29 protein-coding genes are annotated in these 26980 nt (G+C 72.8%); 13 read left to right on the plus strand and 16 right to left on the minus strand.

Features of this window, described 5'->3' with window-relative positions:
* Positions 1–21 precede the first annotated feature (21 nt).
* Positions 22–1647 (plus strand): DUF885 domain-containing protein, encoded by a 1626-nt coding sequence (locus BN6_RS07180; protein ID WP_015098900.1) that lies wholly within the window; start codon positions 22–24, stop codon positions 1645–1647.
* Positions 1648–1683: 36 nt separating this feature from the next.
* Here the strand turns inward: BN6_RS07180 and BN6_RS07185 are convergent, their stop codons facing one another.
* Together BN6_RS07185 and BN6_RS07190 are read right to left on the minus strand one after the other, a co-directional pair.
* Positions 1684–3132: an amino acid permease gene (locus BN6_RS07185; RefSeq protein WP_015098901.1), complete on the minus strand. Its 1449-nt coding sequence runs from the start codon at positions 3130–3132 to the stop codon at positions 1684–1686.
* Between the two features lie 41 nt (positions 3133–3173).
* Complete coding sequence (locus tag BN6_RS07190; RefSeq protein WP_231905111.1) at positions 3174–4109, minus strand: DMT family transporter; 936 nt, start codon at positions 4107–4109, stop codon at positions 3174–3176.
* A 70-nt stretch (positions 4110–4179) separates the two neighbouring features.
* Here BN6_RS07190 and BN6_RS07195 point away from each other — a divergent pair, with 70 nt between their 5' ends.
* The gene (locus BN6_RS07195; RefSeq protein ID WP_015098903.1) at positions 4180–5034 is read left to right on the plus strand and encodes a LysR family transcriptional regulator; all 855 of its coding nucleotides are present in this window, start codon (positions 4180–4182) and stop codon (positions 5032–5034) included.
* Here BN6_RS07195 and BN6_RS07200 read toward each other — a convergent pair.
* The gene (locus BN6_RS07200; RefSeq protein WP_015098904.1) at positions 5031–5996 is read right to left on the minus strand and encodes a zinc-binding dehydrogenase; all 966 of its coding nucleotides are present in this window, start codon (positions 5994–5996) and stop codon (positions 5031–5033) included. The genes BN6_RS07195 and BN6_RS07200 overlap by 4 nt on opposite strands.
* Before the next feature lie 69 nt (positions 5997–6065).
* Here BN6_RS07200 and BN6_RS07205 point away from each other — a divergent pair, with 69 nt between their 5' ends.
* From BN6_RS07205 to BN6_RS07215, 3 genes are read left to right on the plus strand one after another with little or no spacing between them, the layout of a single operon-like run.
* Positions 6066–6293 carry a hypothetical protein gene (locus BN6_RS07205; protein WP_041312196.1) on the plus strand — a complete coding sequence of 76 codons (228 nt, stop codon included), beginning with the start codon at positions 6066–6068 and terminating at the stop codon, positions 6291–6293.
* 10 nt (positions 6294–6303) lie between these two features.
* Positions 6304–6795: a ribonuclease domain-containing protein gene (locus BN6_RS07210; RefSeq protein WP_015098906.1), complete on the plus strand. Its 492-nt coding sequence runs from the start codon at positions 6304–6306 to the stop codon at positions 6793–6795.
* Entirely contained in the window at positions 6792–7061 is a 270-nt protein-coding gene (locus BN6_RS07215) for a barstar family protein (RefSeq protein ID WP_015098907.1), read from the plus strand. Before BN6_RS07210 ends, BN6_RS07215 begins: the two co-directional genes overlap by 4 nt.
* Before the next feature lie 118 nt (positions 7062–7179).
* Here BN6_RS07215 and BN6_RS07220 read toward each other — a convergent pair whose 3' ends face one another.
* Entirely contained in the window at positions 7180–7956 is a 777-nt protein-coding gene (locus BN6_RS07220; protein ID WP_015098908.1) for an enoyl-CoA hydratase-related protein, read from the minus strand.
* Positions 7957–8017: 61 nt separating this feature from the next.
* Between BN6_RS07220 and BN6_RS07225 the strand changes: the two genes are divergently transcribed.
* Together BN6_RS07225 and BN6_RS07230 are read left to right on the plus strand one after the other, a co-directional pair.
* A complete protein-coding gene (locus tag BN6_RS07225; RefSeq protein ID WP_015098909.1) occupies positions 8018–8641 on the plus strand; it encodes a DJ-1/PfpI family protein in 624 nt (207 codons plus the stop codon).
* Positions 8638–9141: a MarR family winged helix-turn-helix transcriptional regulator gene (locus BN6_RS07230; RefSeq protein WP_231905112.1), complete on the plus strand. Its 504-nt coding sequence runs from the start codon at positions 8638–8640 to the stop codon at positions 9139–9141. Before BN6_RS07225 ends, BN6_RS07230 begins: the two co-directional genes overlap by 4 nt.
* Positions 9142–9195: 54 nt before the next feature.
* Here BN6_RS07230 and BN6_RS07235 read toward each other — a convergent pair whose 3' ends face one another.
* The 10 genes from BN6_RS07235 to BN6_RS07280 all read right to left on the minus strand — a co-directional run bounded on the left by BN6_RS07235 (position 9196) and on the right by BN6_RS07280 (position 18799).
* The gene (locus BN6_RS07235; protein ID WP_015098911.1) at positions 9196–10311 is read right to left on the minus strand and encodes a hypothetical protein; all 1116 of its coding nucleotides are present in this window, start codon (positions 10309–10311) and stop codon (positions 9196–9198) included.
* A gap of 123 nt (positions 10312–10434) precedes the next feature.
* Entirely contained in the window at positions 10435–11163 is a 729-nt protein-coding gene (locus tag BN6_RS07240; protein WP_015098912.1) for a sirohydrochlorin chelatase, read from the minus strand.
* Entirely contained in the window at positions 11160–12038 is an 879-nt protein-coding gene (locus BN6_RS07245; RefSeq protein ID WP_015098913.1) for an ABC transporter permease, read from the minus strand. The genes BN6_RS07240 and BN6_RS07245 overlap by 4 nt, the downstream gene beginning before the upstream one ends.
* Positions 12019–12804 (minus strand): ABC transporter ATP-binding protein, encoded by a 786-nt coding sequence (locus tag BN6_RS07250; RefSeq protein WP_015098914.1) that lies wholly within the window; start codon positions 12802–12804, stop codon positions 12019–12021. The genes BN6_RS07245 and BN6_RS07250 overlap by 20 nt, the downstream gene beginning before the upstream one ends.
* Before the next feature lie 28 nt (positions 12805–12832).
* Complete coding sequence (locus BN6_RS07255) at positions 12833–13921, minus strand: ABC transporter substrate-binding protein (protein WP_041312199.1); 1089 nt, start codon at positions 13919–13921, stop codon at positions 12833–12835.
* A gap of 25 nt (positions 13922–13946) precedes the next feature.
* Positions 13947–15287 (minus strand): sulfate adenylyltransferase subunit 1, encoded by a 1341-nt coding sequence (locus BN6_RS07260; RefSeq protein ID WP_015098916.1) that lies wholly within the window; start codon positions 15285–15287, stop codon positions 13947–13949.
* Positions 15288–16211, minus strand: a complete 924-nt coding sequence (gene cysD / locus BN6_RS07265; protein WP_015098917.1) for a sulfate adenylyltransferase subunit CysD — start codon at positions 16209–16211, stop codon at positions 15288–15290. It abuts the gene before it with no gap.
* Positions 16208–16909 (minus strand): phosphoadenylyl-sulfate reductase, encoded by a 702-nt coding sequence (locus BN6_RS07270; protein ID WP_015098918.1) that lies wholly within the window; start codon positions 16907–16909, stop codon positions 16208–16210. Before BN6_RS07270 ends, cysD begins: the two co-directional genes overlap by 4 nt.
* Positions 16906–17064 carry a hypothetical protein gene (locus tag BN6_RS07275; protein WP_015098919.1) on the minus strand — a complete coding sequence of 53 codons (159 nt, stop codon included), beginning with the start codon at positions 17062–17064 and terminating at the stop codon, positions 16906–16908. Before BN6_RS07275 ends, BN6_RS07270 begins: the two co-directional genes overlap by 4 nt.
* 52 nt (positions 17065–17116) lie before the next feature.
* Positions 17117–18799, minus strand: a complete 1683-nt coding sequence (locus tag BN6_RS07280) for a nitrite/sulfite reductase (protein ID WP_015098920.1) — start codon at positions 18797–18799, stop codon at positions 17117–17119.
* A 297-nt stretch (positions 18800–19096) separates the two neighbouring features.
* Here BN6_RS07280 and hemW point away from each other — a divergent pair, with 297 nt between their 5' ends.
* Entirely contained in the window at positions 19097–20311 is a 1215-nt protein-coding gene (gene hemW, locus BN6_RS07285) for a radical SAM family heme chaperone HemW (RefSeq protein ID WP_015098921.1), read from the plus strand.
* 12 nt (positions 20312–20323) lie between these two features.
* Here hemW and BN6_RS07290 read toward each other — a convergent pair whose 3' ends face one another.
* Positions 20324–21064 carry a GNAT family N-acetyltransferase gene (locus tag BN6_RS07290; protein ID WP_063641885.1) on the minus strand — a complete coding sequence of 247 codons (741 nt, stop codon included), beginning with the start codon at positions 21062–21064 and terminating at the stop codon, positions 20324–20326.
* A gap of 122 nt (positions 21065–21186) precedes the next feature.
* Here BN6_RS07290 and hrcA point away from each other — a divergent pair, with 122 nt between their 5' ends.
* The 5 genes from hrcA (at position 21187) to BN6_RS07315 (ending at position 25512) form a co-directional block, all read left to right on the plus strand.
* On the plus strand, positions 21187–22209 hold the full coding sequence (gene hrcA, locus BN6_RS07295; protein WP_015098923.1) for a heat-inducible transcriptional repressor HrcA: 1023 nt from the start codon (positions 21187–21189) through the stop codon (positions 22207–22209).
* Positions 22210–22324: 115 nt separating this feature from the next.
* Complete coding sequence (dnaJ, locus tag BN6_RS07300; protein WP_015098924.1) at positions 22325–23476, plus strand: molecular chaperone DnaJ; 1152 nt, start codon at positions 22325–22327, stop codon at positions 23474–23476.
* Complete coding sequence (locus BN6_RS07305; RefSeq protein WP_041312202.1) at positions 23473–24207, plus strand: 16S rRNA (uracil(1498)-N(3))-methyltransferase; 735 nt, start codon at positions 23473–23475, stop codon at positions 24205–24207. Before dnaJ ends, BN6_RS07305 begins: the two co-directional genes overlap by 4 nt.
* Positions 24208–24451: 244 nt before the next feature.
* A complete protein-coding gene (locus BN6_RS07310; protein WP_331712640.1) occupies positions 24452–25090 on the plus strand; it encodes an alpha/beta hydrolase family protein in 639 nt (212 codons plus the stop codon).
* 80 nt (positions 25091–25170) lie between these two features.
* Positions 25171–25512 carry a histidine triad nucleotide-binding protein gene (locus BN6_RS07315; RefSeq protein ID WP_015098927.1) on the plus strand — a complete coding sequence of 114 codons (342 nt, stop codon included), beginning with the start codon at positions 25171–25173 and terminating at the stop codon, positions 25510–25512.
* A gap of 64 nt (positions 25513–25576) precedes the next feature.
* On the opposite strand, the gene BN6_RS07320 is transcribed toward BN6_RS07315, so the two are convergent.
* Positions 25577–26941 carry an FAD-binding oxidoreductase gene (locus BN6_RS07320; RefSeq protein WP_015098928.1) on the minus strand — a complete coding sequence of 455 codons (1365 nt, stop codon included), beginning with the start codon at positions 26939–26941 and terminating at the stop codon, positions 25577–25579.
* Positions 26942–26980: the final 39 nt, after the last annotated feature.

The following is a 26980-nucleotide window of genomic DNA, read 5'->3' on the forward strand; positions in this document are numbered from 1 at the left end:
CGCACGGGTGAGAATGTCCCGGTGACGACAGCGCGCGAGCTCGCCGACGACCTGCTGGAACTGACTTCGGACGCGGATCCGGTCACGGCGACCCTGATGGGCCTGCCCGGCCGGGACGACAAGTTGCCGGACCCGAGCGCGGCGGCGGACCGCGCGCTGCGCCTGCGGGCGGAGCGGATCGCGGCCCGCGCCCGCGCCGGGGACGACGACCCGGTGACCCGGGCGGTGGTGGCGCAGCAGGCGGACGCGCTGGCGCTCAAGCTGGGCTCGAACCTGGTCGAGCACACCCACGCCGAGGGCCTCAACGCGCCGATCGCCCTGCTGCTGGTGGCGTTACCGCTGACCAGACCCGCGGACGAGCGGGGCAGACGGGACTACCTGACCCGGTTGGCGGGCCTGCCGGACTACCTGGCGGCGTTGGCGGCCCGGCAGCGCGCCTCGCGGCGCCGGCCGATCGCGCACCTGGTGGCGGCGGCCGTCGCGCGGCTGGACCGGCACCTCGCCGAGGACGCCGACCCGCTGGCGATCCCGTTGCGGGACACCGATTCCGCCGCTGCCTGCGCGGACCTCCTGGCCGCTGCCGTGCGCCCGGCGTTCGCCCGCTACCGCGAGTTCCTGCGCGCCGAGATCGAGCCGCGCGGCCGTTCCAAGGACGAGCCGGGGCTGTGCGGGCTGCCCGGTGGCGGCGACCTGTACGCGGGGCTGGTGCGGCTCTACACCACCACCGACCACACCCCCGAGCAACTGCACCGCATCGGGCTGGACCTGATCGAGGCGCTCGACCGGGAGTACGAGGAGATCGGCGCGCGGGTGTTCGGCCCGATCTCGGCGGCCGAGGTGCGCCGCCGGCTGCTGGACGACCCGGCGCTGCGCTGGCGCACCGCCGAGGAGATGGTGGTGCTGGCGCGGGAGACCATCGCGCGGGCCGAACGCGTCGCGGGCGATTGGTTCGGCACGCTGCCGGCGGCCCGCTGCGCGGTGGACGTGGTGCCCGAGGCGGACGCCCCGAACGCGCCGCTGGCGTACTACATGGACCCGGCGCTGGACGGCACGCGGCCGGGCACGTACTTCGTCAACACCCACCAGGCCGAGTTGCGCGACCGGTTCAGCGCCGAGGCGACCGCGTTCCACGAGGGCGTGCCCGGCCACCACTTCCAGATCGCGCTGGCGCAGCAGCTCACCGAGCTGCCGCTGCTGCGCCGGCTCGCCTCGATCGAGGCCTACCTGGAGGGCTGGGCGCTCTACACCGAGCGGCTGGCCGACGAGATGGGGCTCTACAGCGACGACGTGGCCCGGCTGGGGATGCTGTCGGGCGACTCGCTGCGCGCCGCGCGGCTCGTGGTGGACACCGGGATCCACGCGCTGGGCTGGACCTGGCAGCAGGCGGTGGACTACCTGCGCGCCCACGCCGTGATGCCGGACGTGGACATCTGCTCCGAGGTGGACCGGTACTGCGAGAACCCCGCGCAGGCGCTGTCCTACATGGTGGGGCGACTGGAGATCCAGCGCCTGCGCGGCGAGGCGGAGCGCCGGCTGGGCGACCGCTTCGACATCCGGGCGTTCCACGACCTGGTGCTCGGCGGCGGTCCGCTGCCGATGGCCGTGCTCGCCGACGTGGTCGACAGGTGGTGCGACTCGGTCGTCTGACCCAGCCGTCCGAATCCAGCCGACTCGGCGGCCGGCTCAGCGGTCCGACGGGCCGGCCTTCTCCAGCACGGAGTTCCGCTTGCTGTAGGCGAAGTAGACCACCAGGCCGAGGGCGAACCAGATCCCGAACCGCAGCCACGTCTCGGGCGCGAGGAACGTGATCAGCCACAGCGAGAACACCACGCCGATGGCCGGCACGACGGGCATCCCCGGCGTCTTGAACGTGCGGAGGAGGTCGGGCTGCTTGTACCGCAGCACGATCACCGCGACGCACACCACCACGAACGCCAGCAGGATGCCGATGTTGGTCAGCTCGGCGGCCTCGCCGATCGGCAGGAAGCCCGCGATCAGCGCGGACGCCACGCCGAGCACCCACGTGGTGCGGGTGGGCACGTGCTTGACCGGGTGGGTCTTGGCGAACCAGCGGGGCAGCAGGCCGTCGCGGGACATCGAGTAGCCGACCCGGGCCGCGCCCATCAGGAACGTGAACAGCACGGTCGTGATGCCCAGCACCGCGCCCACGGAGATGACGATGCCCAGCGCGGGCAGGCCGATGTCGGCGAACGCGGTGGCGAACGCGCTCTCGGCGTCGACGTCCTTGTAGTTGACCATGCCGGTCAGCACCAGGCAGGCCAGCACGTAGAGCACCATGGAGATGGCCAGCGAGTAGATGATGGCCTTGGGCATGTGCCGCTGGGAGTCCTTGGACTCCTCGGCGGCCGTGCTCATCGCGTCGTAGCCGAACACGGCGAAGAACACCGTGGCGGCGCCGGTGAACGCGCCGGACAGGCCGAACGGGAAGAACGGGTTGTAGTTGGCGGTGTCGATGTGGAACACGCCGACCACGATCACCAGCAGCACGATCGCGACCTTCAGGTAGACCAGGACGGTCTCGAACCGGGCCGCGTTCTTCATCCCCAGGTTCAGCACGTACGCGATGAGCAGGCACAGCAGCACCGCGAACAGGTTGACCTGGTAGCTGCCGGCCGCGACCCCGCCGGTCTCGGTGCCGGGTGCGCCGAGCATCCACGCGGGCAGTTCGAGCCCCAGCAGGTTGAGCAGTTCGTTGAAGTACCCGGAGATGCCGATCGCGACCACGGCCACGATCGCGGTGTACTCCAGCAGCAGGTCCCAGCCGATGAACCAGCCGACGATCTCGCCCAGCACCGCGTAGCCGTAGGTGTAGGCGGAGCCCGCCTTCGGGATCATGCCCGCGAACTCGGCGTAGGAGAACGCCGCCGCCGCGCTGGCGATGCCCGCGATGAGGAACGAGATCAGCACGGCGGGGCCCGCGGTCTGGTTCGCCACGGCTCCGGCGAGCGAGAAGACGCCCGCGCCGATGATGCCGCCGATGCCGATCGCGGTCAGTTGCCACAGTCCCAGCGTCCGGGTGAGCCCGGTGCCCTTGTCCTCGGAGATCTGCTCGATGGGTTTGCGGCGGAACACGCCCGAACCCTGACCGAAGCCGCCCTGCACGGAGGTCATTGCCTGCTCCCTCGTGGTTGTGTGGGCGAACCGTACGCCCGTCAAGCAGGACCGGGTTTGTCCACTTGGACTACCGTACGGGTGCTTTTTTGTCCCATCGGATGGTTAGTCGGCTTGCGGGCCAGCAGGACGCCCGCCACCACGACCACGCCGCCCACGACGGTGTTCCACCCGGCGGGTTCGGACAGCAGTAGCACCCCCAGCGCCGTCGACCACAGCGGCGTCACGTAGGTGACCGTCGAGGCCACGGTCGGACCGGCCTCCCGGATCACGTCCAGGTTCAGCACGTACGCCAGCCCGGTACCCGCCGCGCCCAGCACCAGCAGCGCTGCCGCGGCCTGCCACCCCGGCCACGAGGGCAGCCCGCCGACCAGCGGCGCGGCCACCGCGAGCTGTGCCGTGCCGCAGGTGATCTGCACGGCCGACAGCGCGCTCGCCGACTGCGGGCCGCCCGAGAAGAACCGCCGGGTGTAGGCGAACCCCGCGCCGTAGCAGAACGTCGCGCCCAGGCACGCCAGGCTGCCCACCAGCACGTCGTCGCCCAGGCCCTCCCACGCCCGCAGCACCACCAGCACGCCCGCGAACCCCACCACGAGCCCGGTCAGCTTCGCCCCGCTGATCTTCTCCTGCGGCACGATCAGCAGCACGAACACCAGCGTCATCAGCGGCGTGGTCGCGTTGAAGACCCCGGCCAGCACCGAGCTGACCTTCGTCTCGCCGTACGCGAGCAGCGTGAACGGCACCGAGTTCAGCAGTGCGGCCACGACCAGCGCGTGCCCCCAGAGCCGGCGGTCGCGCGGCACGCCCTGCCGCTGCACCGCGCACACCGCCCACAGCGCGAGCGCGCCGAACAGGCACCGGAAGAACGCCACCCACACCGGCGGCACGCCCGCGTCCACCGCCACCTTGATCAGCGCGAAGCTGCTGCCCCAGATGGCCGACAGCAGCACGAACTTGCCCACCCACGGATTCCGCACTCGTGCAGAATCGCCCGACCAGGCAGGATGAGTCCAACAAATCGCCGCCGGACCGGTATGAGAGCAGCTCATGACGTTGAACTTCGCCCAGCTCCGCGCGTTCCTCGCGGTGGTCGACGAGGGCGGGTTCGGCACCGCCGCGGAGTCGCTCGGCCTCACCCAGTCCGCCGTGTCGCACGCCGTGGCGGCGCTGGAGCGCACCCTCGGCCAGCCGGTGCTGCACCGCCGCGGCGCGGTCCGGCCGACCGCGTTCGGGCACGACGTGCTGGCCCACGCCCGGACGGCCGTGGCCGCCTCGGTCGCCCTGACCGACCTGGCCGCGCGCCGCAACGGTCTCGCGCAGGGCACGGTGAAGCTGGCCGCGCCGCCCACGGTGTGCCAGGGGCTGCTGCCGGACCTGCTGGCCCGCTGGCGCGACGAGTTCCCGCACGTGCGGATCCGGGTGTTCGAGGGCGAGGACGACGAGGTCGCGGACTGGCTGGGCAACGGCACCGTCGAGATCGCGGTGGTGGTCGACCCGCCGCCCGGCGCGGGCGCGCTGGTCGGCGAGGACGCGTTCCACGTGCTGATGCGCGAGGACCACCCGCTGGCGGGGCAGGCCGCGGTGGACGTCGCCGACCTGGTGGACGACCCGTTCCTGCTGTCCTGCGGCGGCTGCGAGCGGCACGTCCGGGTGGTCTGCCAGGGTCTGCCGATCACGCCCGTGCACCGGGTGCGCGAGCTGGGCACGCTGCTGGCCATGGTGCGGGCCGGGATCGGCATCTCGCTGGTCCCGGGGCTGCTCGCGGCCATGCTGACGCCCGGCCTGGTGCTGGTGCCGCTGACCCGCCGGGTGACCCGGCGGCTGGTGGTCAGCGGTCCGCCGGACCGCGAGTGGCACCCCGCGGTGACCGCGCTGGTGGCGTCGGTCGACGCCGGGCGCTAGCGGGTGAAGACGATCTTGCCGGCGGTGTCGCCGTCGAGCATGGCCCGCAGGCCCTCCTCGGCCCGCTCCAGCGGCAGCTCCTGGCCGATCCTCGGGCGCAGCCCGTTGAGCGCGCAGAACGCCAGCAGGTCGCCCAGCTCCTCGCGGGTGCCCATGGTCGAGCCGACCACCCGCAGTTGCAGGAAGAACAGCCGCTGCAACTCGGCCGCGGTGGCATCGCCGCTGGTCGCGCCGGAGATGACCGCGATCCCGCCGGGCTTGAGCGCCTTCATCGAGTGCGACCAGGTCGCCTTGCCGACGGTCTCGAACACCGCGTCCACGCGCTCGGGCAGGCGCGCGCCGGACTCGAACGCGGCGTGCGCGCCCAGCTCCACCGCCAGGGCCCGCTTCTCCTCGGTGCGGCCGGTCACCCACACCCGGAAACCGGCCGCTCGGCCGAGCTGGACCAGCGCCGTGGCCACGCCGCCGGACGCGCCCTGCACCAGCATCGTCTGACCCGGCCGCAGCCCCGACTTCACGAACAGCATCCGGTACGCGGTCAGCCACGCCGTGCCCATGCACGCCGCCTCGGCGAACGACAGGTCGGCGGGCTTGGGCAGCGCGTTGCGGGCCGGCACCACCACGTGGTCGGCGAACGTGCCCTGGTGCTTCTCGGTCAGCAGCGTGCGGCCCGGGTCGAGGGTCTCGTCGCCGGTCCACGCCGGGTCGCCGATCACCGAGTGCAGCACCACCTCGGTGCCGTCGTCCAGGACGCCCGCGCCGTCGCAGCCCAGGATCATCGGGAACTTGTCGGCCTTGATGCCCACGCCCCGCAGCGTCCACAGGTCGTGCATGTTCAGGCTGGCGGCCCGCACGCCGACCCGGACCCAGCCGGTCGGCACCTCGGGCTCGGGGCGGTCCCCGACGCGCAGTGCGGCGATGGGGTCCTGCGGGCTCGGCTCGGCTGCGTAGACGGCGAACATGCCCCGGAACTTACCCAGTGGTAGGGATCGCGGTGCGGTGAACCACGTCACGGCAGTAGGCTCGACACCGTGGTGGACGCGATAGCGCAGTGGTGGGACGCGGTCGAGCTGTGGATGGCGCAGCTGCCGTTCCCGTTCCAGTTCGCGCTGCTCATGGCCGTGCTGCTGCCGTCGAGCCTGGGCGCCGCGCGGCTGATCGACCGGGTCGTGGACAACGCGTCCTCGCGGTTCAACCCGCCGACGCCCGTCGACGCGCCGGCCGAACCCGACAAGGTGGACGCGGGCTCGTCTTCGTAGGCTGGCGGCCGTGACTCCCGCCAGGCGGCTCACCGCCGCACTCCTGGGCCTGCTCGCGCTGGTCGTGATCGGCTACTTCGCCAAGGACCTCGGCGGCTCGTCCGATCCCGCGCCGACCACCTCGTCCACCTCCACCCGCACGGTCGCCACCGGCGGCTCGTCGGTCGCCGGGCAGACCGGGGGCCAGGCCGCGAAGGTGCCCGGCGCGGGCTCCGGGATGGCCGTGAAGGAGCTGTCCGGGCTGCCCGCCGAGGCGGTGTCGACCTGGCAGCTGATCGAGCGGGGCGGGCCGTTCCCGTACCCGCGCAACGACGGCGTGACGTTCCAGAACCGGGAGAAGCGGCTGCCCGCGAAGTCCGGCGACTACTACCGCGAGTACACCGTGCCCACGCCCGGCAGCCCGGACCGGGGCGCGCGTCGGATCGTCACCGGGTCCTCGTCCGAGGTGTACTACACCGGTGACCACTACTCGACGTTCGTCGTCGTGGACGTGAGCCGGTGAAGACGTTCCGGCACGTCGTGCGGCCCGGCGCGCGGTCCAAGTCGGCCGCCCTGGCCGCGATCGGGCAGGCGCTGGACTTCCCCGACTACTACGGGCAGAACCTCGACGCCCTCTACGACTGCCTCACCGACCTGTCGTGGCTGCCGGCGGGCGAGCACGTGCTGGTGTGGGAGGGCGGCGACGAGGACGTGGAGTCGGTGCTGGCCGACGCCGAGGCCGCGATGTCGGTCGGCGCGCGCCGGTTGACCGTCCGCACCCCGGACTGACCCGACCCCTCCCGGGGCCGAGCCGTCCTGTCGAGGGTGCAGCCCTGTCGAGGGTCCAGTCCTGTCTGGGGTCCAGTCCTGTCGAGGGTGCAGCCCTATCGGGGTTCGGCCGGTCCGTTCAGCCCTGCTCGGGCACCCAGGACGGCTTGCGCTTGGCGACGAACGCGGCGATGCCCTCCTGGCCCTCGGGGCCGCCGAAGTGCCGCGCGGACAGCTCCAGCATGTCGGCGAACACCTCGCCCAGCCCGGTCGGCCGGGGCTCCTGGAGCATCCGCTTGGTCGCGGCCAGCGCGTTGGGCGCGCCCAGGGCGAGCATGTCGGTGTAGCGGGACACCTCGGCGTCGAGCGCCTCGGCGGGCACCGCGACGTTGATCAGGCCGATCGCCTGCGCGCGGGTCGCGTCGAACGCCTCGCCGGTCAGGAAGAGCTCGTGCGCCGCGCGGGGCAGCAGGCGGGGCAGCACGGTCACCGAGATGACGGCCGGCACCACGCCGATGCGGACCTCGCTGAACGCGAACGTGGCGGTGTTCGCGGCGATCGCGATGTCGCACGCCGCGACCAGCCCGACGCCGCCCGCGCGGGCCGGGCCGCCCAGCCGGGCGACGACCGGCTTCGGGCTGGTCCAGAGCTGTTCCAGGATGGCCGGGAACTCGTTGACCCCCTGCTGGTCGGCGCTCGCGCCGCCGGCTTCCTTGAGGTCCATGCCCGAGCAGAACACCGGGCCGGTGTGGGTGAGCACGAGGACGCGCACGCCGTCGTCGGCGATCGCCGTCCTCAGGTGCCCGGTCAGCTCGGCGCGGAGCTGCGTCGACAGGGCGTTGCGGTTGTGGGGGGAGTCCAGCGTGATCGTCGCGATGCCACGCCGCACCTCGTAGTGGACCAGCTCGTCAGCCATGGGCCGCACTCTACGAGGCAGCCTCATTGACAGTGTGCTGTCAATATGACAGGATGCTGTCATGAACACGAAGACGGTCCACCTCGCCCTGTACGACACGCTCGCGGACTGGGAGTTCGGTTTCGCCACCGCGCGCATCAACAACCCGGCGTTCCAGAAGAACCCCGGCAGCCACGTGGTGCGGACCGTCGGCGCGACCCTCGACCCGATCACCACGATGGGCGGCCTGCGGGTCCTGCCGGACCTGGTGCTCGCGGACGTCGACCCGGCGGACAGCGCGATGCTGATCCTGCCCGGCGCGGACTCCTGGGAGGGCGACGCCAACGCCGGCTTCGCACGGGCGGCGCGGCGCTGGCTGGAGGCCGGCGTGCCGGTGGCGGCGATCTGCGGCGGCACCGTCGGCCTGGCGGCGGAAGGGCTGCTCAACGACCGCCCGCACGCCGGCAACGCCGTGGAGGAGCTCTCCGGCGTCGAGGGCTACACCGGCGCGGCGCACTTCCTCGCCGACCGCGCGGTGCGGTCGGGCGGCCTGATCACGGCGGGCGCGGCGAGCGCGCTGGAGTTCGCCCGCGAGGTGCTCGCCGAGCTGGACCTGTACGACCCGGCCGTGCTCGAAGCGTGGTACGGCCTGTTCCACACCGCCGACCCGGTGTGGTTCGGGAAGCTGATGGCGGCCGCCTCGTGACCACCACGCCGCGCGGCGGCGACCTGACTGCCAAGCCGCTGAGCGGTGAGGTGCCGGTCGAGCCGCGATCGGAGGCGGGCGATGCGTTGACCGACGTCGTGATGCGCACGTTCCGCCTCTACGGCGGCTTCCTGGAGGCCGCCGAGATCATGACCAAGCCGGTCGGGCTCACCGCGGCGTGGTGGCAGGTGATGGGCGTGGTGCTCAAGGGGCCGCTGCCGGTGTCCGGCATCGCCCGCGAGGTCGGGCTGGCCCGGCAGAGCGTGCAGCGGATCGCGGACCTCCTGGTGGACAAGGGGTTGGCCGAGTACCTGCCCAACCCCGCCCACCGCCGGGCCAAGCTGTTCCAGCCGACCGAGGCGGGGTTCCGGGCGATCGAGAGCCTGCGCGAGGCGCAGCACGCGTGGGCCAACCGCATCTCGGCCCAGGTCGACGCGGACGAGCTGCGCACCACGGCGGCCGTGATGGAACGCCTGATCGCCGCCCTCGACGCCGACTGAACCCCGACGCCGACTGAACCCCGACGCAGAACCGACTCGGACGACGGTTGACGTTCAGCGCGTGCCGAGGGCGGCCACGGCCAACACCCGCGAGGCCCGCAGGGCGGCGGTCGTCCCGGGTTCTTCCAGCCACTCCGGGTCGCAGTGCGCGTTCCAGCCGACGATCCCGGCCGCCAGGGCGAGCGCCCGCTCGGCGTCACCGGCCAGCAGCGCCCCGGCAAGCGCCAGGCACTCGCCCTCGGCGGTGCCGGCGCAGGACGCGGCCAGTTCTCCGACCCGGTCGGCGATCCGCCGGCCGGGCCCGGGGTGCAGCGCGGCGAGGCAGGCGAGCAGGAAGCGCCCGGCGGGCGGTTCGGCGTCCCACCGGTCCAGCAGCGCGAGCAGTTCCGCGTCGACCGGGAGGCGCTCGTCGTCCTCGGTCGGGTCGTCGGCGGTCGTGGCGGCGAAGAGGCTGTCGATCCACTGCCCGGACGCGTGGAGCAGGGTCAGCAGGAGCTGGTGCCGGCCGGGGAAGGGCAGCGTCCCGGACGCCGCGAGCCGGGCCAGGAAGCGCAGCGCGGGCAGGGTCGAGGAGTAGCAGGTGCCCTGGTGCAGGACGTCGTCGCCGATCAGTTCGTCGAGGGCGTCGTCCCAGTCCTCGTCGGGTTCGGCGAGCGCGCGCAGCAGGTCCGGTACGTCCTCGGCCGAGCCGTGGGCGTGCTCCAGCGACGCCCAGTCGACGTCGTCCAGCCCGGGGAAGTCGAACGTCCCCCAGGCTGCCTCGTCCACCTCGTCCGGCTCACTCGGTAGGTGCGCGCCGGGCGGCGGCCCGGTCATGACGACGTCCGGCACCGGAGGCCGGCGGCCGGGGTCGGCGATCACGAACAGCCCGCCGGCGCGCCGTGCCGCCACTCGCGACACGTCGAACCGCGCACCGCCCCGGGCCACCCCGCCCCACCGCCGCACGACGACGGCGGCCGCTCGCCCTACCGCGTCGATCTGCCGCTGCCCGACCACGTCGGTGGCGTACGGCCCTTCGTCGAGCGCGCTGACCACCCAACGCTCGTCCACCTTCCGCCCGGTCACGAACGGAAACCCGTACGCCGCAAGCGCTTGCGCGATCTCCCGCGCCGCATCCTCGTCGCCCGCGTCGAAGTCGTGCTCCCCGGCCATCGCCGTCCACCCGGCCATCCCAGACCCCTCCCGACCGCGCCTCGACCGCAATTTTGTCGGTGCTCGATGGGACAATGGAACCGGGGGCCGGAGGCCAAGCGACGCCGGCCAGGGCCGCGGGCCAAGCGACGCCGGCCGGGGTCAGGCGGAACGGGTGGCGCGCACGTCCGCCGCCGCGTCGAACCGGTGCAGCACGACCTCCGCCACCTCCGGGTCCGCGCCCAGCGGCGCGGCGGTGGCGGCGTCACCGGCCAGGTCGGCGACCCGGTCGGGCAGCAGGCCCGGCGCGAGGAACCAGGAGGCCACGGCGATCCGCCGCGCACCCCGGTCCCGCAGCCGCGCCACGGCGGTCGGCACGTCCGGCGACGCGGTCGACGCGAACGCCGCCTCCACGCCCGCCCAGCCCGAGTCGGCCGCCCACCGGCGGGCGATCGAGGCGACCGCGGCGTTGGCCGGCGCGTGCGAGGAGCCCGCGCCCGCCAGCACCACGCCCACCGACGGGTCCCCGGACGTCACGCCGGCCGCGGCGAGGCGGCGCAGTGCCGCCGACTCCAGCCGGGGATCGGGTCCGAGCACGTCCGCGATGGTCACGTCCAGCGACGGCAGCCGGGCTTCGGCCACCGCCCCCGGAACGTCGACCCGCGCGTGGAAGGCCTTGCCGAGCAACAGGGGCACGACCACCGCCGACCGGTGGCCCTCCCCGTGCATGGCCCGCAGCACGTCACCGAGCCGGGGCGCGGACAAGTCCAGGAAGGACGCCCGGACCTCCAGCGAGGGCCGCAGTCCGCGCACCACTTCGAGCAACGCGTGGACGGTGGCCGCCGAACGCGGGTCGCGACTGCCGTGCGCCACGGCGACCAGTGCCGTCACAGCGCACTCGTCAGACCGCGGGCGCGCAACACCGCCCGCTCCAGCGGCCGGAACACCAGCAGCTCGATCCCGACACCGACCAGCAGGATCAGGAAGATCGCCGCGATCACCATCGAGATGTCGTTGAGCGAGGACCCGTTGTGCAGGTACTGCCCGAGGCCCTCGCCCAGCTGCGGCGAGGTGGCGATGATCTCGGCCGCCATCAGCGAGCGCCACGAGAACGCCCAGCCCTGCTTGAGCCCGGCCAGGTACCCGGGCAGGGCGGCGGGCAGCAGGATGTGCCGGGCCGCGGCGAACCGGCCCGCGCCGAGCGCCTGCCCGACCCGGGGCAGCAGCGGCGGGATCTGGTCGACGCCGGCGACCAGGCCGTTGGCGATGGACGGCACCGAGCCCATCAGCACCACGAAGTAGATGGTCGACGGGGTCGCGCCGAACCACAGGATGCCCGCCGGCACCCAGGCCACCGACGGCAGCGACTGCAGGCCGGTGAGCAGCGAGCCGATCGCCGCGCGCACCACCCGAACCTTGGCGATCAGCAGCCCCAGCGGGGTGGCGATCACCACGGCGGTCAGGAAGCCCAGCACGGCCCGGCTGACCGACGTCCACAGCACGTCGAACGCGCGGCCGGTCTCGACGGCCTCGGTGACCGCCGCCCACACCGACGCGGGCGAGGGCAGCTGGTACTCCGGCCAGAACGCCGCCGCCCACAGCGCCTGCCACGCGCCCAGCAGGAGTCCGAACGCGATCAGCGGCGGCACGCCGGTGCGCAGGAACCGCTTGCCCAGCGACGGTCGCTGCTCCTGGGACGGCGCGTCCAGCGCGTCCAGGCCCGCGCCGACCGCCGCGAGGTCGTTGTCAAGCCGCGGCGTGGCCACTGATCACCTCTCGCAGGTGGCTGGTGATGTCGTTGATCAGCGCCGGCTCGTCACCGTCCACAGTGGACCATTCGCGGACGACGCGACCCGGCCGGGAGGACAGCAGCACGACCCGCTGCGCCAGCCGCACGGCCTCGCGCACGTCGTGGGTGACGAAGACGATCGCGGTGTTGGTCTCCCGCCACACCCGGACCAGCTCCGCCTGGAGCACGTCGCGGGTGATGGCGTCGAGCGCCGCGAACGGCTCGTCCATCAGCAGCAGGCCGGGCGTGCCCTCCTCGGCGCTGCCCAGCGTGGAGGCCAGCGCGCGGGCCAGCGCGACGCGCTGCCGCATGCCGCCGGACAGTTCGTGCGGCCGCTTGTGGCCGGCTCCTTCGAGCCGCACCAGCGACAGCAGCTCGCCGGCCTTCTCCCGGCGCTCGCCGCGCTTGAGACCGGCCAGCCGCAGCGGGAGCTCCACGTTGCGCGCCGCGGTCAGCCACGGCATCAGCGCGGCTTCCTGGAACATCACGGCGGGCCGCGACGTGGACAGCTCGATCGAGCCGGAGGTGGGCGCGTCCAGCCCGGCGACCAGGTTCAGCAAGGTCGACTTGCCGCAGCCCGACGCGCCCAGCAGGCACACGAACTCGCCGGGCACGACCCGGAGGTCGACGCCGTCGAGCGCGAGGACGGAGTTCGAGCCGTGTCCGAACGACTTGCGCACGGCGGACAAGGTCACCGCGGGATCCACTGTGGACTCTGCGGCGTTCTCGAGCGTGGCGGTCATGGCGTGCCTGCCTTCCCCTGAGCCCTGGTTACTTCTTGTCCAGCCCGGCGGTGTCCACGGATGGCTTGCCCGCCGCTGTGAGCACCTTGTTCAGCAGCGTGAAGTCCGCCAGCCCGGAGACGGCCGCGGCCTCCTTGGCGACCCCGGCGGTGACCGCGTCCTTCGCCAGCTGCGGGAACGTCTTGGCCTGCGGGTCGAGGGTCAGCTCGATGTTGTCGAACGCGCGGTCGAGGACCGGCTCGCCCAGCGACTTGCCGGTGAGCGCCTTGAGCGCGTTGTTGACCACCTGCTTGGCCTCGACCTTGTTGCCCTGGGCGAGGTCGGTGGCCGCGAGGTGGCCCTTGAGCAGCGCCTCGACGGTCTGCGGGTGGTCCTTGAGGAACTGGGTGCGCACGATCAGCACGGTGGTCGGGAACTTCCCGCCCTCCCACAGGGACTTCTCGTCCAGCAGCACCTTCGCGCCGGCGTCGAGCACCAGCCGCGAGGACCACGGCTCCGGTGCCCACGCGCCCTGCACCTCGCCCTTCTTGAACAGGTCGAGCGACTGCGCGTTCTCGGTGTTGGTGACGTTGACCTGGTCCGCGCCCGCGCCGACCCCCAGCTTCTGGTCGGACAGCCACTTCTTCAGCGACACGTCCTGGGTGTTGCCCAGCTGCGGGGTGGTGATGACCTTGCCCTTCAGGTCGGCCGCCGAGCTGATCTCGGGCTTGACCACGAGCTGCGCGCCGCCGGAGGTCGCGCCCGAGATCAGCCGGATCGCCTCGCCCTTGGACTTCGCGAACGCGTTGATCGCCGGGCCGGACCCGATGAACGTGGCGTCCAGCGACTCGCCGAGCAGCGCGTTGACCGCCTCGGGGCCGGCGTTGAACGTCTGCGTGGTGAGCTTGGTGCCGCCCAGTTCCTTCGCGAACAGGCCCTTGTCGACGCCGATCAGGGCGGCGGCGTGGGTGACGTTCGGGAAGTAGCCGAGGCGGATCTCGGCGGCTGGCCCCTTGTCCACCGCCGGGGCGTCGGAGGCCGCCCCGGCGTCACCGCCCGCCCGCGAGCACGCGGCGAGTGCGACGAGCGCGGTCAGTAAAGCCACGGACTTGGTCAGGGTGCTGCGTCTGGTGCTCACGGCGGCGAAGCCTTTCTGGGGGATCTCAAGGACCGGGGGAGACGAGGGCGTGGCTGTCGGTGGGGGCGGTGCTGCCGCCGTCGGCACAGGTGTCCACGCCGTCCAGCTCGGGCAGCGGCGCGCCGACCAGGCCCGCGGCCAGCGTGCCGCCGTCGGCGGCGTCGATGACCAGGAACGCGCCGGTGCGGCGGTTGTGGGTGTAGTCGTCGACGGGGACCGGCTCGGCCGTGCGCACCACGACCTGGCCGATGTCGTTCAGGTTGAGCGAATCCGGGTTGTCCGACCCGGCCAGCCGCTGCTCGTCGAACCGCGTGCGCAGCTCGGTGACCACGGCCTGGACCGTGCGCGTGCCGTGCTTGACCAGCACCCGCGCGCCCGGCTTGAGCGCCTTCTCGGCCAGCCAGCACACGGTGGCCTCGAACTCGTCGGTGACGGTGGGCAGCTCGCCGCCCGCGATCAGCTCGCCACGCGCGATGTCCAGCTCGTGCTCCAGCAGCAGCGTCACCGACTGGCCCGCGGCGGCCTCGGTGAGCGGGCCGTCGGCGGTGTCGATGCCGGTGACCGTGCTGCGCAGCCCCGACGGCAGCACGCTGACCTCGTCGCCGAGCCGGACGGTGCCCGCGGCGACCTGCCCCGCGTAACCCCGGTAGTCGGGGAACTGCGCGGTGCGCGGCCGGATCACGTACTGCACCGGGAACCGGAACGGGGCGTCGTGCGGGTCGGGCTCGACCGGCACGTTCTCCAAGTGCTCCAACAGGGTCGGCCCGGTGTACCACGGCGTGTTCACCGAGCGGTCCACCACGTTGTCGCCGGCGAGCGCGGACACCGGGATCTCCACCACCGCGTCCTCGCCGAACCCGAGTGCGGTGGCGTGCGCGGTGAACTCCTTGGCGATCCGGGAGAACGTGACCTCCGCGTAGTCCACCAGGTCGATCTTGTTGACCGCGAGGACCAGGCGCGGCACGCCCAGCAGCGCGAGCACCGCCGCGTGCCGGCGGGTCTGCTCCACCACGCCCTTGCGCGCGTCGACCAGCAGCACGCCGAGCTGCGCGGTGGACGCGCCGGTCACCGTGTTGCGGGTGTACTGCACGTGGCCGGGCGTGTCGGCCAGCACGAAGGACCGCTTCGGGGTGGCGAAGTACCGGTAGGCCACGTCGATCGTGATGCCCTGCTCGCGTTCCGAGCGCAGGCCGTCGACCAGCAGCGAGAGGTCCGGCGTGGCCAGACCCCGGTCGGCGCTGGCCCGGTGCACGGCGTCCAGGGTGTCCGCCAGCACGGATTTCGTGTCGTAGAGCAGCCTGCCGACCAGCGTGGACTTACCGTCGTCCACGCTGCCCGCGGTGGCCAGCCTCAACAGGTCGCTCATCTAGAAGTAGCCCTCCCGCTTGCGGTCCTCCATGGCGGCCTCCGACAGCCGGTCGTCGGCCCGGGTGGCACCGCGCTCGGTCAGCCGCGACGCGGCGACCTCGGCGATCACCGACGCGATGTCGGCGGCGTCGGACTCGACGGCCCCGGTGCAGGAGCCGTCGCCGACGGTGCGGTAGCGGACGGTCTTGGTGAGCAGCTCCTCGCCGTCACGCGGACCGCCCCACGGCCCCTCGGCCAGCCACATGCCGTCCCGGAGGTAGACGTCGCGCTGGTGCGCGTAGTAGATCGACGGCAATTCGATCCCCTCCCGCGCGATGTAGTGCCAGACGTCCAGCTCGGTCCAGTTGGAGAGCGGGAATACCCGCACATGTTCCCCCGGACGGTGCCTTCCGTTGTAGAGGTTCCACAGTTCGGGACGCTGCCGCCTCGGCTCCCACTGACCGAATGCGTTCCGGAGGCTGAAAATGCGCTCCTTGGCCCGCGCCCGCTCCTCGTCGCGGCGTCCGCCGCCGAACACCGCGTCGTACTTGTGAGAGGTGATCGCGTCCAGCAGGGGCACGGTCTGCAGCGGGTTGCGGGTGCCGTCCGGGCGTTCCGCGAGCCGGCCGTCGTCGATGAAGTCCTGGACCTTCGCGACCTCCAGGCGCAGCCCGTGCTTCGCGACCACCCGGTCCCGGAACTCGATGACCTCGTCGAAGTTGTGCCCGGTGTCCACGTGCAGCAGCGGGAACGGCACCGGCGCGGGCCAGAACGCCTTGACCGCGAGGTGCAGCAGCAGCGTCGAGTCCTTGCCGCCGGAGAACAGGATCACCGGCCGGTCGAACTCGCCGGCGACCTCCCGGAAGATGTGGATCGCTTCGGATTCGAGGCGGCCCAACGTGTCTGGCCCGGGGACCGGTGGTCGGACATCAGTCGTCGTCATCCGTGCAACCCGCATTCTGTCTTCGCCGTGCCCGCCCACCGACCGCTGCGCGGGTCCGCCCCCGGCAGCGGCTTCGCGGTGCACGGCGCACAGCCGATGGAGGGATAACCGGCCTGCACCAACGGGTTCTCCAGGATCCCGTGCTCGGCGATGTAGGCGTTGAACTCGTCGTCGGACCACGGCGCGATCGGGTTGACCTTCACCAGACCGTTGCGGTCGTCCCACTGCACGATCGGCGTGTCCGCCCGGGTCGGCGCGTCGACCCGGCGCACGCCGGTGACCCACGCGTCGTAGTTCTTCAGCATGCGCTGCAACGGGACCACCTTGCGCAGGTTGCAGCACCGCGCCGGGTCGGTCCGGTTGAGCAGGCCGAACTCGCGCTCCTGGTCGGCCACCGACTGCTCGGCGGCGGCGTTGACGATGTGCACGTCGGGGTAGACCAGGTCCACCGCGTCACGGGTGCCGATGGTCTCGGCGAAGTGGTAGCCGGTCTCCAGGAACAGGACGTCGATGTCCGGCTTGGCCTTGACGGCCAGGTCGATCAGCACGGCGTCCTGCATGTTCGACGCGACGATCCAGCTCTCGCCGAACGTCCGGGCGGTCCACGCGAGCGCCTCGTCGGCGGACGCGCCGGCCAGTTCGACCGAAGCCGCCTCGGCGATCACCTTCAGTTCCTCGACCCTGGTGGGGGCGGTCACCGCTGCACCTCCTGAGGAAGGTTGAGACCCACGAACTTCACCGTGAACACGCGGCGGCAGGAGGCGCACAGCCACGAGTAGCTGGGCTCCTCCTGCGGACGAAGGTCCTCGTCACCGCAATAAGGGCAGTAGAAAGGCGTGGCGCGCTCGCTCATGGCCGCTCCTCGGGAGCCGGCGGCGCGGTCGCCGGGAAAGTCGCGACCGCGCTCACTTGAGGTCCGCTTCGTCGGCGCGCGCGACCCACTGCGCGAAGCGCTCGTCATCCTTGCGCCGGCCGATGAAGTTGCGCACCACGCGTTCCACATAACCGGACAACTCGGCCGCTGTCACCTTGTGGCCGCGCAGCTTGCGGCCGAAACCGGCGTCGAGGCCGAGCCCGCCGCCCAGGTGCACCTGGAAACCCTCGACCTGGTTGCCGTCCGCGTCGGTGACGATCTGGCCCTTGAGCCCGATGTCGGCGGTCTGGATCCGGGCGCACGAGTTCGGGCAGCCGTTGATGTGCACCGAGATGGGCGCGGTCACGCCGTCGACCACGTCGGCGAGCCGCTGCTCCAGCGTCGACACCAGGTCCACCGCGCGGGCCTTGGTCTCCACGATCGCCAGCTTGCAGAACTCGATGCCGGTGCACGCCATCACGCCCCGCCGCCACGGCGACGGCTCGGTCTGCAGCCCCAGCTTCGCCAGGTCCTCCTGCAACGCCTTGACCTCGGACTCCGGCACGTCCAGCACGATCAGCTTCTGCTGCGGGGTGAGCCGGACCCGGTTCGACCCGGCGCGCTCCACCGCCTTGGCGACCTCGACCAGCGTGGACCCCGACACCCGGCCCGCGATCGGGGCCGCGCCGACGTAGTGCAGGCCGTCCTTCTGCCGGTGCACGCCGATGTGGTCGTACGGGATCTCCGGCACCACCGGCTCGGGCCCGTCGACGAGCTCCCGCTTGAGGTACTCGGTCTCCAGCACCTCGCGGAACTTCTCCGGGCCCCAGTCGGCGACCAGGAACTTGATCCGCGCCCGGTGCCGCAGCCGGCGGTAGCCGTAGTCGCGGAAGACGCTGATCACGCCCTCCCACACGTCGGGCACCTCGTCGCGCGGCACCCACGCGCCCAGCCGCTTGCCGATCATCGGGTTGGTGGACAGGCCGCCGCCGACCCACAGGTCGAAACCGGGGCCGTGCTCGGGGTGGTCCACGCCGACGAACGCCACGTCGTGGATCTCGTGCGCCACGTCCGGCAGCCCGGAGATCGCGGTCTTGAACTTGCGCGGCAGGTTCGAGAACCGGGGGTCGCCGATGTAGCGGGTCAGGATCTCGTCGATCGCGGGCGAGCCGTCGATCACCTCGTCCTCGGCGATGCCCGCCACCGGCGAGCCGAGCACCACCCGCGGGCTGTCGCCGCACGCCTCCATCGTGGTCAGGCCCGCGGCTTCCAGCTTCTGCCAGATCGCGGGCACGTCCTCGATCCGGATCCAGTGGTACTGGACGTTCTGCCGGTCGGTGATGTCGGCGGTGTCGCGCGCGTAGGTCTGCGACAGCTCGCCGACCAGCGCGAGCTGCGCGGTGGTCAGCCGCCCGCCGTCGATCCGGACGCGCAGCATGAAGTACTCGTCGTCCAGCTCCTCGGGCTCCAGGGTGGCCGTGCGACCGCCGTCGATGCCCGGCTTGCGCTGGGTGTAGAGGCCGTACCAGCGGAACCGGCCGCGCAGGTCGGCCGGGTCGATCGAGTCGAACCCGCCGTGGGCGTAGATGTTCTCGATCCGCGCCCGCACGTTGAGCGGGTTGTCGTCCTTCTTGCTCCGCTCGTTGGGGTTGAGCGGCTCGCGGTAGCCCAGCGCCCACTGCCCCTCACCTCGGCGCTGCTTGGCACGCTGAGGCGTAGTCGTCGGGGGGACCATCCTCGTCCTCCGGGGATTCGGGGCGCTGGTGCGCGTGCGAGTCCCGGCGAGGCATGTGGTGGGGGTCTCGTCAGCGCACCCGGCGCCGACGGGAACAGCAAATAGTCAGGCGCGGGCTATGCCGAAGGCCGGCACATCGCGCTGGAGACACGCCGGAAGTCGACGTGGCGGCGGACCACCAGGCGCACTCCGGTCGAGGTCATGGCTGTCAGCGTGCCATGCGTCCACCCCGTGGTCCACCGCCATCCGCATGGTGGGACGGCCGTCCCGGTGCTGGTAAATGGGACAATGGGGGCCATGCCCTCCGCTCTGCCGATCGGCGACCCCGCGCCGCCCGACGGCTCACTGCCCGTGACCGCCCTGACCGGGCTCGGCACCCGCCCGTTCGGCGTCTACGTGCACGTCCCGTTCTGCGCGACGCGCTGCGGCTACTGCGACTTCAACACCTACACCGCTGGTGAGCTGGGCACCTCCGCGTCGCCCGGGTCGTGGCTGGAGGGTCTGCGGCGCGAACTGGACCTCGCGGCGGCCGTGCTGGGCACTGCGCCAGCCGCGGACACCGTGTTCGTCGGCGGTGGCACTCCGTCACTGCTCGGCGCGGCCGGCCTGGCCGACGTGCTGGCCGCGGTGCGGTCGTCGTTCGGCCTCTCGGCCGACGCCGAGGTGACCACCGAGTCCAACCCCGAGTCGACCTCGCCGGAGTTCTTCGCCGGGATCCGTGACGCGGGTTACACCCGGGTCTCGCTCGGGATGCAGTCCGCGGCCCGCCACGTGCTCACCGTGCTGGACCGCGCGCACACCCCCGGACGCCCGCCGGCCGCCGCCCGCGAGGCCCGCGCCGCCGGCTTCGAGCACGTGAACCTCGACCTCATCTACGGCACCCCCGGCGAGACCGCCGACGACCTGCGGGCCTCGCTGGACGCGGTGGGCGAGGCGGGCGTGGACCACGTGTCGGCCTACGCGCTGATCGTGGAGGAGGGCACCGCGCTGGCCCGCCGGGTGCGCCGCGGCGAGCTGCCGATGCCCGACGACGACGTGCTGGCCGACAAGTACGAGATGGTCGACGCCGCGCTCACCGGGCAGGGCCTGACCTGGTACGAGGTGTCGAACTGGGCCGCGTCGCCGGCCGCCGAGTGCCGGCACAACGTCCTGTACTGGCAGGGCGCGGACTGGTGGGGCGCGGGCCCCGGCGCGCACAGCCACGTCGGCGGCGTGCGCTGGTGGAACGTCAAGCACCCCGCCAAGTACAGCGAGCTGCTGGCCGCCGGCACCTCCCCGGCGGCGGGCCGGGAGGCGCTGAGCGCGCAGGACCGGCGGATCGAGCGGGTGCTGCTGGAGCTGCGGCTGGCCGTCGGCCTGCCGGTCGACGTGCTCGACGACGCCGGCCGGGCCGAGGCGAAGGCCGCCGCCGCGGACGGCCTGCTCGACGCCGACGCGCTGGACCGGGGCCGCTGCGTGCTCACCGACCGGGGCCGGCTGCTCGCCGACGCCGTCGTGCACCGGCTCACCTGAGGCCGCGCGGTGCTACTTGAGCGAGATCGTCGCCGACAGCCCGATCGTCCGGTAGCCGATCGGCCCGTACAGCCGGCCCGCCTTGCCGTCCGGCTCGGTCTCCAGGAACGGGACCACCCCGGCGGCGAACACCCGCCGGGTCAGCTCGCCGCACACCGCCGACGCGATGCCGCGCCCCCGGTGCTCGGGCACCACGGCGATCCCGGCGACCTGCGCCAGGCCGTTGCTCGGACCGGTGCTCGCGCCACCGCCGACCGCCACCCCGTCGACCAGGGCGAGCACCAGCGTCCCGCCCTCGCCCAGCAGCGTCCGCTGCCGCGCCACCCCCGCGTCGCGCGGGATCGGCTCGACCCCGAACGCCCGGTGCTGCGCCTCGGTCAGCGCCGCCAGCTGGTCGTCGGTGGTCGCGTCGAGCAGCTCCACGCCCTCGGGCACGTCCGGCACGACCAGGTCGGCCCGCTCGACGCCCATCATCGGCAGCAGCTGGTCGACGGTGAACCCGGCCGCCTCCAGCGCGGTGTCCACCGCCGGGCACGGCCGCAGGTACTCCAACCGCGGCGTGCGGTCCCGGGCGCGGAACGCCGCCACCAGGGCGGCCACGTCGGCGGCGGTCGGCTCGGCGTCCCGCTCGGGCACCGCGTAGTTCGTGAACACGCTGTCGGTGTGCGCGTCGAACCTGACCAGGAACGGCCCGATCCGCTCGGCGTCGGCGCGGATCGACGCCCGCAGGGAGTCCTGGATCTCGGTGAGCACCGGCAGACGCTCCCACGCGGGCCGAACCCGTGCCACCGGTTTCCCCACGACTGTCACCGCGGCGGCTCCGACCTCCGTAAACTCGTCGGGAGCAAGCTCCGACGGAATGGGGGTGACACGCGGTGAACACCGATGAGCGCCGGTTCGAAGTGTTGCGCGCGATCGTCGCCGACTACGTTTCCAACCAGGAGCCCGTCGGGTCGAAAGCGCTGGTCGAGCGGCACAACCTGGGGGTGTCCAGCGCGACGGTCCGCAACGACATGGCGGCGCTGGAGGAGGACGGCTACATCACCCAGCCGCACACCAGCGCCGGGCGGGTGCCCACCGACAAGGGCTACCGGCTGTTCGTGGACCGGCTCAGCGAGGTCAAGCCGCTGTCCTCGCCCGAGCGCCGGGCGATCCGCAGCTTCCTCGAAGGGGCCTACGACCTCGACGACGTGCTGCGCCGCAGCGTGCGGCTGCTGGCCCAGCTGACCCGCCAGGTCGCCGTCGTGCAGTACCCGACGCTGAGCCGCTCGACCGTGCGGCACCTGGAAGTGCTGGCCATCACACCGGCCCGGCTGATGCTCGTGCTGATCACCGACACCGGCCGGGTCGACCAGCGCTCGGTCGACCTCGGCGACGTGATCACCGAGGAGAACGTGGCCCGGATGCGCGCCATGCTCAACTCCGCCATGGTCGGCAAGCGGCTGTCCGACGCCTCCGCCGAGGTCGCCGAGCTGCCCGACCGCGCGCCCGCCGAGCTGCGCGACGTGGTGCTGCGGGTGAGCACCGTGCTGATCGAGTCGCTGGTGGAGCACCCGGAGGAGCGCCTGGTGCTGGGTGGCACCGCGAACCTCACCCGCAACGTGGCAGACTTCCCCGGTTCGCTGCGCCAGGTGCTGGAGGCGTTGGAGGAGCAGGTCGTGGTGCTCAAGCTGCTCGCCGCGTCCCGCGACCCCGGCACCGTCCTGGTGCACATCGGCGAGGAGAACGAGGCGGCCGAGATGCGCAGCACCTCGGTCGTGTCCATCGGCTACGGCAGCCGTGACAACCTGCTCGGGGGCATGGGAGTGGTCGGGCCCACCAGGATGGACTACCCCGGCACGATGGCCGCCGTGCTGGCGGTCGCCAGCTACGTGGGGGACATCCTGACCGCACGCTAGCCCAAAGAACACCGCCGGGAACACCGCCGGGAACACCGCCGGGAACACCGCAGGCCCACAGGACGTTTCGCAAGCGAGCGAGCGCGCGCTGAACGCGCCCGCAGGAGGACACACGGTGGCGAGGGACTACTACGGCACGCTCGGGGTCTCCAGGAACGCGACACCCGAGGAGATCAAGCGCGCCTACCGCAAGCTCGCGCGCCAACTGCACCCGGACGTCAACCCCAACGAGGAGGCGCGCTTCAAAGAGGTGACCGCCGCCTACGAGGTGTTGTCGGACCCGAGGAAGCGCGAGCTCGTCGACCGCGGCGGTGACCCGCTGCAGTCCGGCGGCGGTGGCGGTGGCATGGGCGACCCGTTCTCGGGTTTCGGCCTCGGCGACATCATGGACGCGTTCTTCGGCGCCACGGGCGGCGGCAGCGGGCGCGGACCGCGCAGCCGCGTGCAGCCCGGCTCCGACGCGCTCATCCGGCTGTCGATGACGCTGGAGGAGTGCGCCGCGGGCGCGTCCCGGGAACTGACCGTGGACACCGCGATCCTGTGCGACGTGTGCGTGGGCAGCGGCTGCGCCGAGGGCACGTCCCCGAAGCGCTGCGACACGTGCGGCGGGCGCGGCGAGGTGCAGTCGGTGCAGCGCTCGTTCCTGGGCCAGGTCGTCACGGCCCGGCCGTGCCCGGTCTGCCGCGGCTTCGGCGAGGTCATCCCCGACCCGTGCCGGCAGTGCGCGGGCGAGGGCCGGGTCCGCTCCCGGCGGACGATCTCGGTGCAGATCCCGGCCGGCGTGGCCGAGGGGATGCGGGTCCGGCTGGCGGGCCAGGGCGAGGTCGGCTCCGGCGGCGGCCCGGCCGGCGACCTCTACGTGGAGGTCGAGGAGGTGCCGCACGAGGTGTTCGAGCGGGACGGCTCCAACCTGCACTGCTCGGTGCGCATCCCGATGACCACCGCCGCGCTCGGCGCGGTGCTGCCGCTGCAGACCCTCGACGGCGAGGAGGAGCTGGACATCGAGCCCGGCACCCAGCCGAACACCGAACTGGTGCTCACCGGCCGGGGCATGCCGAGGCTGCGCTCCTCCGGCCGCATCGACGGGCGCGGCGACCTGCACGTGCACCTGGAGGTCGTGGTGCCGACCAAGCTCGACGGCCGGCAGACCGAGCTGCTGCGCGAACTCGCCGCCGTGCGCGGCGAGGACGAGCCGACCCTGGCCCACAACGGCAAGGGCGGCGGCGGGCTGTTCTCGCGGCTGCGCTCCGGCCGCGGCCACCGGTGACCCTGCCCGTCTTCCTGGTGCCCGCGCTGCCGGCCGGCGGCACCGCCGTGCTGGACGGCCCCGAGGGCCGGCACGCGGCCACCGTGCGGCGGCTGCGGGCGGGGGAGGAGCTGGTGCTCTCCGACGGCACGGGCGCGCAGGTGCGGTGCGTGGTCGAGGAGGCGCTGAAGGACTCGCTGCGGCTGTCCGTCGTCGAGCGCTGGGTGGTGCCCGAACCCGCGGTGCGGGTGGTGCTGGCGCAGGCGCTGGTGAAGGGCGACCGCGGCGAGCTGGCCGTAGAACTGGCCACCGAGGCGGGCGTCGACGGCGTGGTGCCGTGGCGGGCCGCCCGGTGCGTCGCGAAGTGGGAGGACGGCCCGCGCGGGGCGAAGGCGCTGGAACGCTGGCGCAGCACCGCGCGGGAGGCCGCGAAACAGGCCCGGCGGGCTCGCGTTCCGGTCGTGTCCGACCCCGCCGGCACCGCCGCGCTGGTCCGTTTGGCGGCGTCTTCCACAGTTGTATTGGTTTTGCACGAATCGGCTTCGGACACCATCAAGTCGGTGCCGCTGCCGGCCGCGGGCGAGGTGTTGTTGGTGGTCGGTCCGGAAGGCGGCATCACCGACACCGAACTCGCGGCGTTGACCGAGGCAGGCGCACACGCGGTGCGACTGGGTCCTACCGTTCTGCGAGCATCCACGGCCGCCGCGGTGGCTTTGGGTGCTCTGGGTGTAATGACCGATCGCTGGGGGTAATGGGCGTTGCGCCCTTCTGGCGAACCGCCGGAATAGGGGTTACGCTCATGGCCTGAGGGGTTGCATTGGTCTAGTCGTGATCGGCCCTTCAGACCACAGTCTCGCCGGACACCTCCCCCCTCGGTCCGGCGTCGCCGCGTCGCGGTGGGGCGACCCCCAGGTCCCATCGCGACGCGGCCCTTTTTTGCGTCAGGGGTATGACTTGCGCATCTCGTACGGCGACCACCCGAGTCAGTTCGGTGAATTGTCGACCGGCCGCCAGCCGAATCGGTTTCCTGTTGTCGTGGTCATCCACGGCGGTTTCTGGCACCAGCGTTATGGATTGGAGCTGGGACGTCCCCTGGCGGCCGATCTGGCGGCGCACGGCGTTTCCGCGTTCACCGTCGAGTACCGCCGGATCGACGGCGGCGGCGGGTGGCCGGAAACCGGCGACGACGTGCTGGCCGCCATCGACGCCCTGGACTCCGACGTGATCACCCTCGGCCACTCGGCGGGCGGCCACCTCGCGGTGTGGGCGGCGGCCCGGCACCCCCGCGTGCTCGGCGCGGTCGCCCAGGCCGGCGTGCTGGACTTCCTGGCCCACCCGCAGGTCACCCGCCGGGCCGGCGAACTGCTCGGCGGCACCCCCGACGAGGTGCCCGAGCGCTACGCCGACGCCTCGCCCGCCGCGCTGCTGCCCATCGCCAAACCGCTGGTGCTGGTGCACGGCGAGGACGACGAGGACGTGCCGGTCGAGCAGAGCATCGGGTTCGCCGAGGCCGCCGGCGCGGAACTGGTCGTGCTGCCCGGTGTCAGCCACCTGGACCTGATCACGCCCGGCACGTCCGCCTGGGTCACCTGCCGCAGCGCCGCCCTCCGCCTGGCCCGCGAAACCGCCCGGTAGGCCGTTCCGGACACCGCCTTGGTCGTGGTCCGCCCTGATCGCGGCCGCTCGGCGCGGGACGTCCCGGTAGCCTGCGCGGTATGTCCGACTGCCTGTTCTGCCGGATCGTCGCGGGCGAGGTCCCGGCCACGATCGTGCACCAGACCGAGACGACCGTGGCGTTCCGGGACATCTCGCCCCAGGCCCCGACGCACGTCGTCCTGGTGCCGCGCGAGCACGCGCCGGACGCCGCCGCCCTGGCCGCCGCCGCACCGGGCGTGCTGGACGCGCTTTTCCTGGCCGCCGGCGAGATCGCCAAGGCCGAGGGCATCGCCGAGACCGGCTACCGCCTGCTGTTCAACACCGGGGCGGACGCCGGCCAGACCGTCTTCCACGCCCACCTGCACCTGCTCGGCGGCCGTCCGCTCGGCGCGCTCGCCTAGACCCGACGGCCGGCCCCCGACCCTCGACCCCCGGCGCACTCGCCAGGGGCCGGGGGCCGGCCGGTCACACGGACTGCGGGAACGCGAGCACCCGGTCCGGGTCGTAGCGCCGCGCCACGCGGTGCAGCCGCGCGTAGTTGCCGCCGTAGTAGGCGTCCTGCCAGCCGGGCATCTGCGGGTCGATGTAGTTCACGTACCCGCCGCCCGCGCCCAGGCCGTCACGCACCTGCGCCAGCTCCCGCCGGGCCGTCGACTCGTCGAGCCCGGGGCCCTCGACGAAGATCTGCGCGCTGGCCAGCGCGTCCCGGTGCGGGAACGCCGTCGCGTCCGGCCGCACCCGCGAGATCGCCCCGCCGAACGAGTCGAACAGGACCGCCCCGGTCACCGGCCGGTCCACCAGCCGCACCGCCGCCTGCGGGTCCACCGCCCGGCGCAGCATCCGCGACGACGCCACGAACCGGTTCCCGGTCACCGGCGCGCACCCGTTCAGGCAGTTCGCGAAGTACCGCATGGTCGTCAGGTAGTCCATCGGCCGCAGGTCCCGCGACAGCACCGGGGCCTTCGCCGCGAACCGGTCCAGCCAGGGCGTGAGCGCCTCCGGCGAGCCCACCCAGCACCCGCCCACCCGGGCCGACGGCGGTCGGCCCATGTCCAGCGTGCACCCCGTCCACAGCTCGTCCGGCAGGTCCGCGACCCACTCCTGCCACGCCCCGAACACGTCCACCTCCGCGCCCGGTCGGGTGCGCAGCGCGAACGGCACCAGGTCGCGCGCCGGGAACGTGTCGAACCGGAACGACGTGACGATCCCGAAGTTCCCGCCACCGCCGCCGCGCAACGCCCAGAACAGGTCCGGCTCGTGCTCCGCGTCCACCCGCCGCACGCAGCCGTCCGGCGTCACCACCCGCGCCCCGCGCAGGTGGTCGCAGGTCAGCCCGTACTTGCGGGCCACCACGCTGATCCCGCCGCCCAGCGTCAACCCGCCGATCCCGACGCTGGGGCACGTCCCGCCGGGCAGCAGCCGTCCGGCCGCGCCCAACGCCTCGTACAGCCCGATCATCGAGGTGCCCGCGCCGACCACGGCCTCCCGGCCCGGCCGGACCTCGTCCAGCGCCGCCAGGTCCACGACCAGCCCGCCCTCCGGCACGGAGTACCCGGCGTAGCTGTGCCGTCCGCTGCGGGCGGCGACCGGGAGGCGTTCGCGGGAGGCGAACTCCAGGCAGCGGGCGACGTCGTCCTCCGTCGCGCACAACGCGATCGCCGCGGGTCGCCGCTGGTCGTACAGCGTGTTGAAGGGCCGCCGCTGCGCGTCGTAGTCCGGGTCGCCCGGCAGCACCAGCCGCCCGGTCAGCCGCAACCGGCCCCAATCCCGGTCCCAGCCCACGAACGCCAACCCGGCGGCCCCGATGAACGTCCTCCGTCGAAATTCCACAAACCCCACCCCCAAGGCGTTATTTTGCCCCAAATGTGA

Origin of the sequence: Saccharothrix espanaensis DSM 44229 (assembly GCF_000328705.1) — a bacterium.
GTDB classification, from domain to species: domain Bacteria; phylum Actinomycetota; class Actinomycetes; order Mycobacteriales; family Pseudonocardiaceae; genus Actinosynnema; species Actinosynnema espanaense.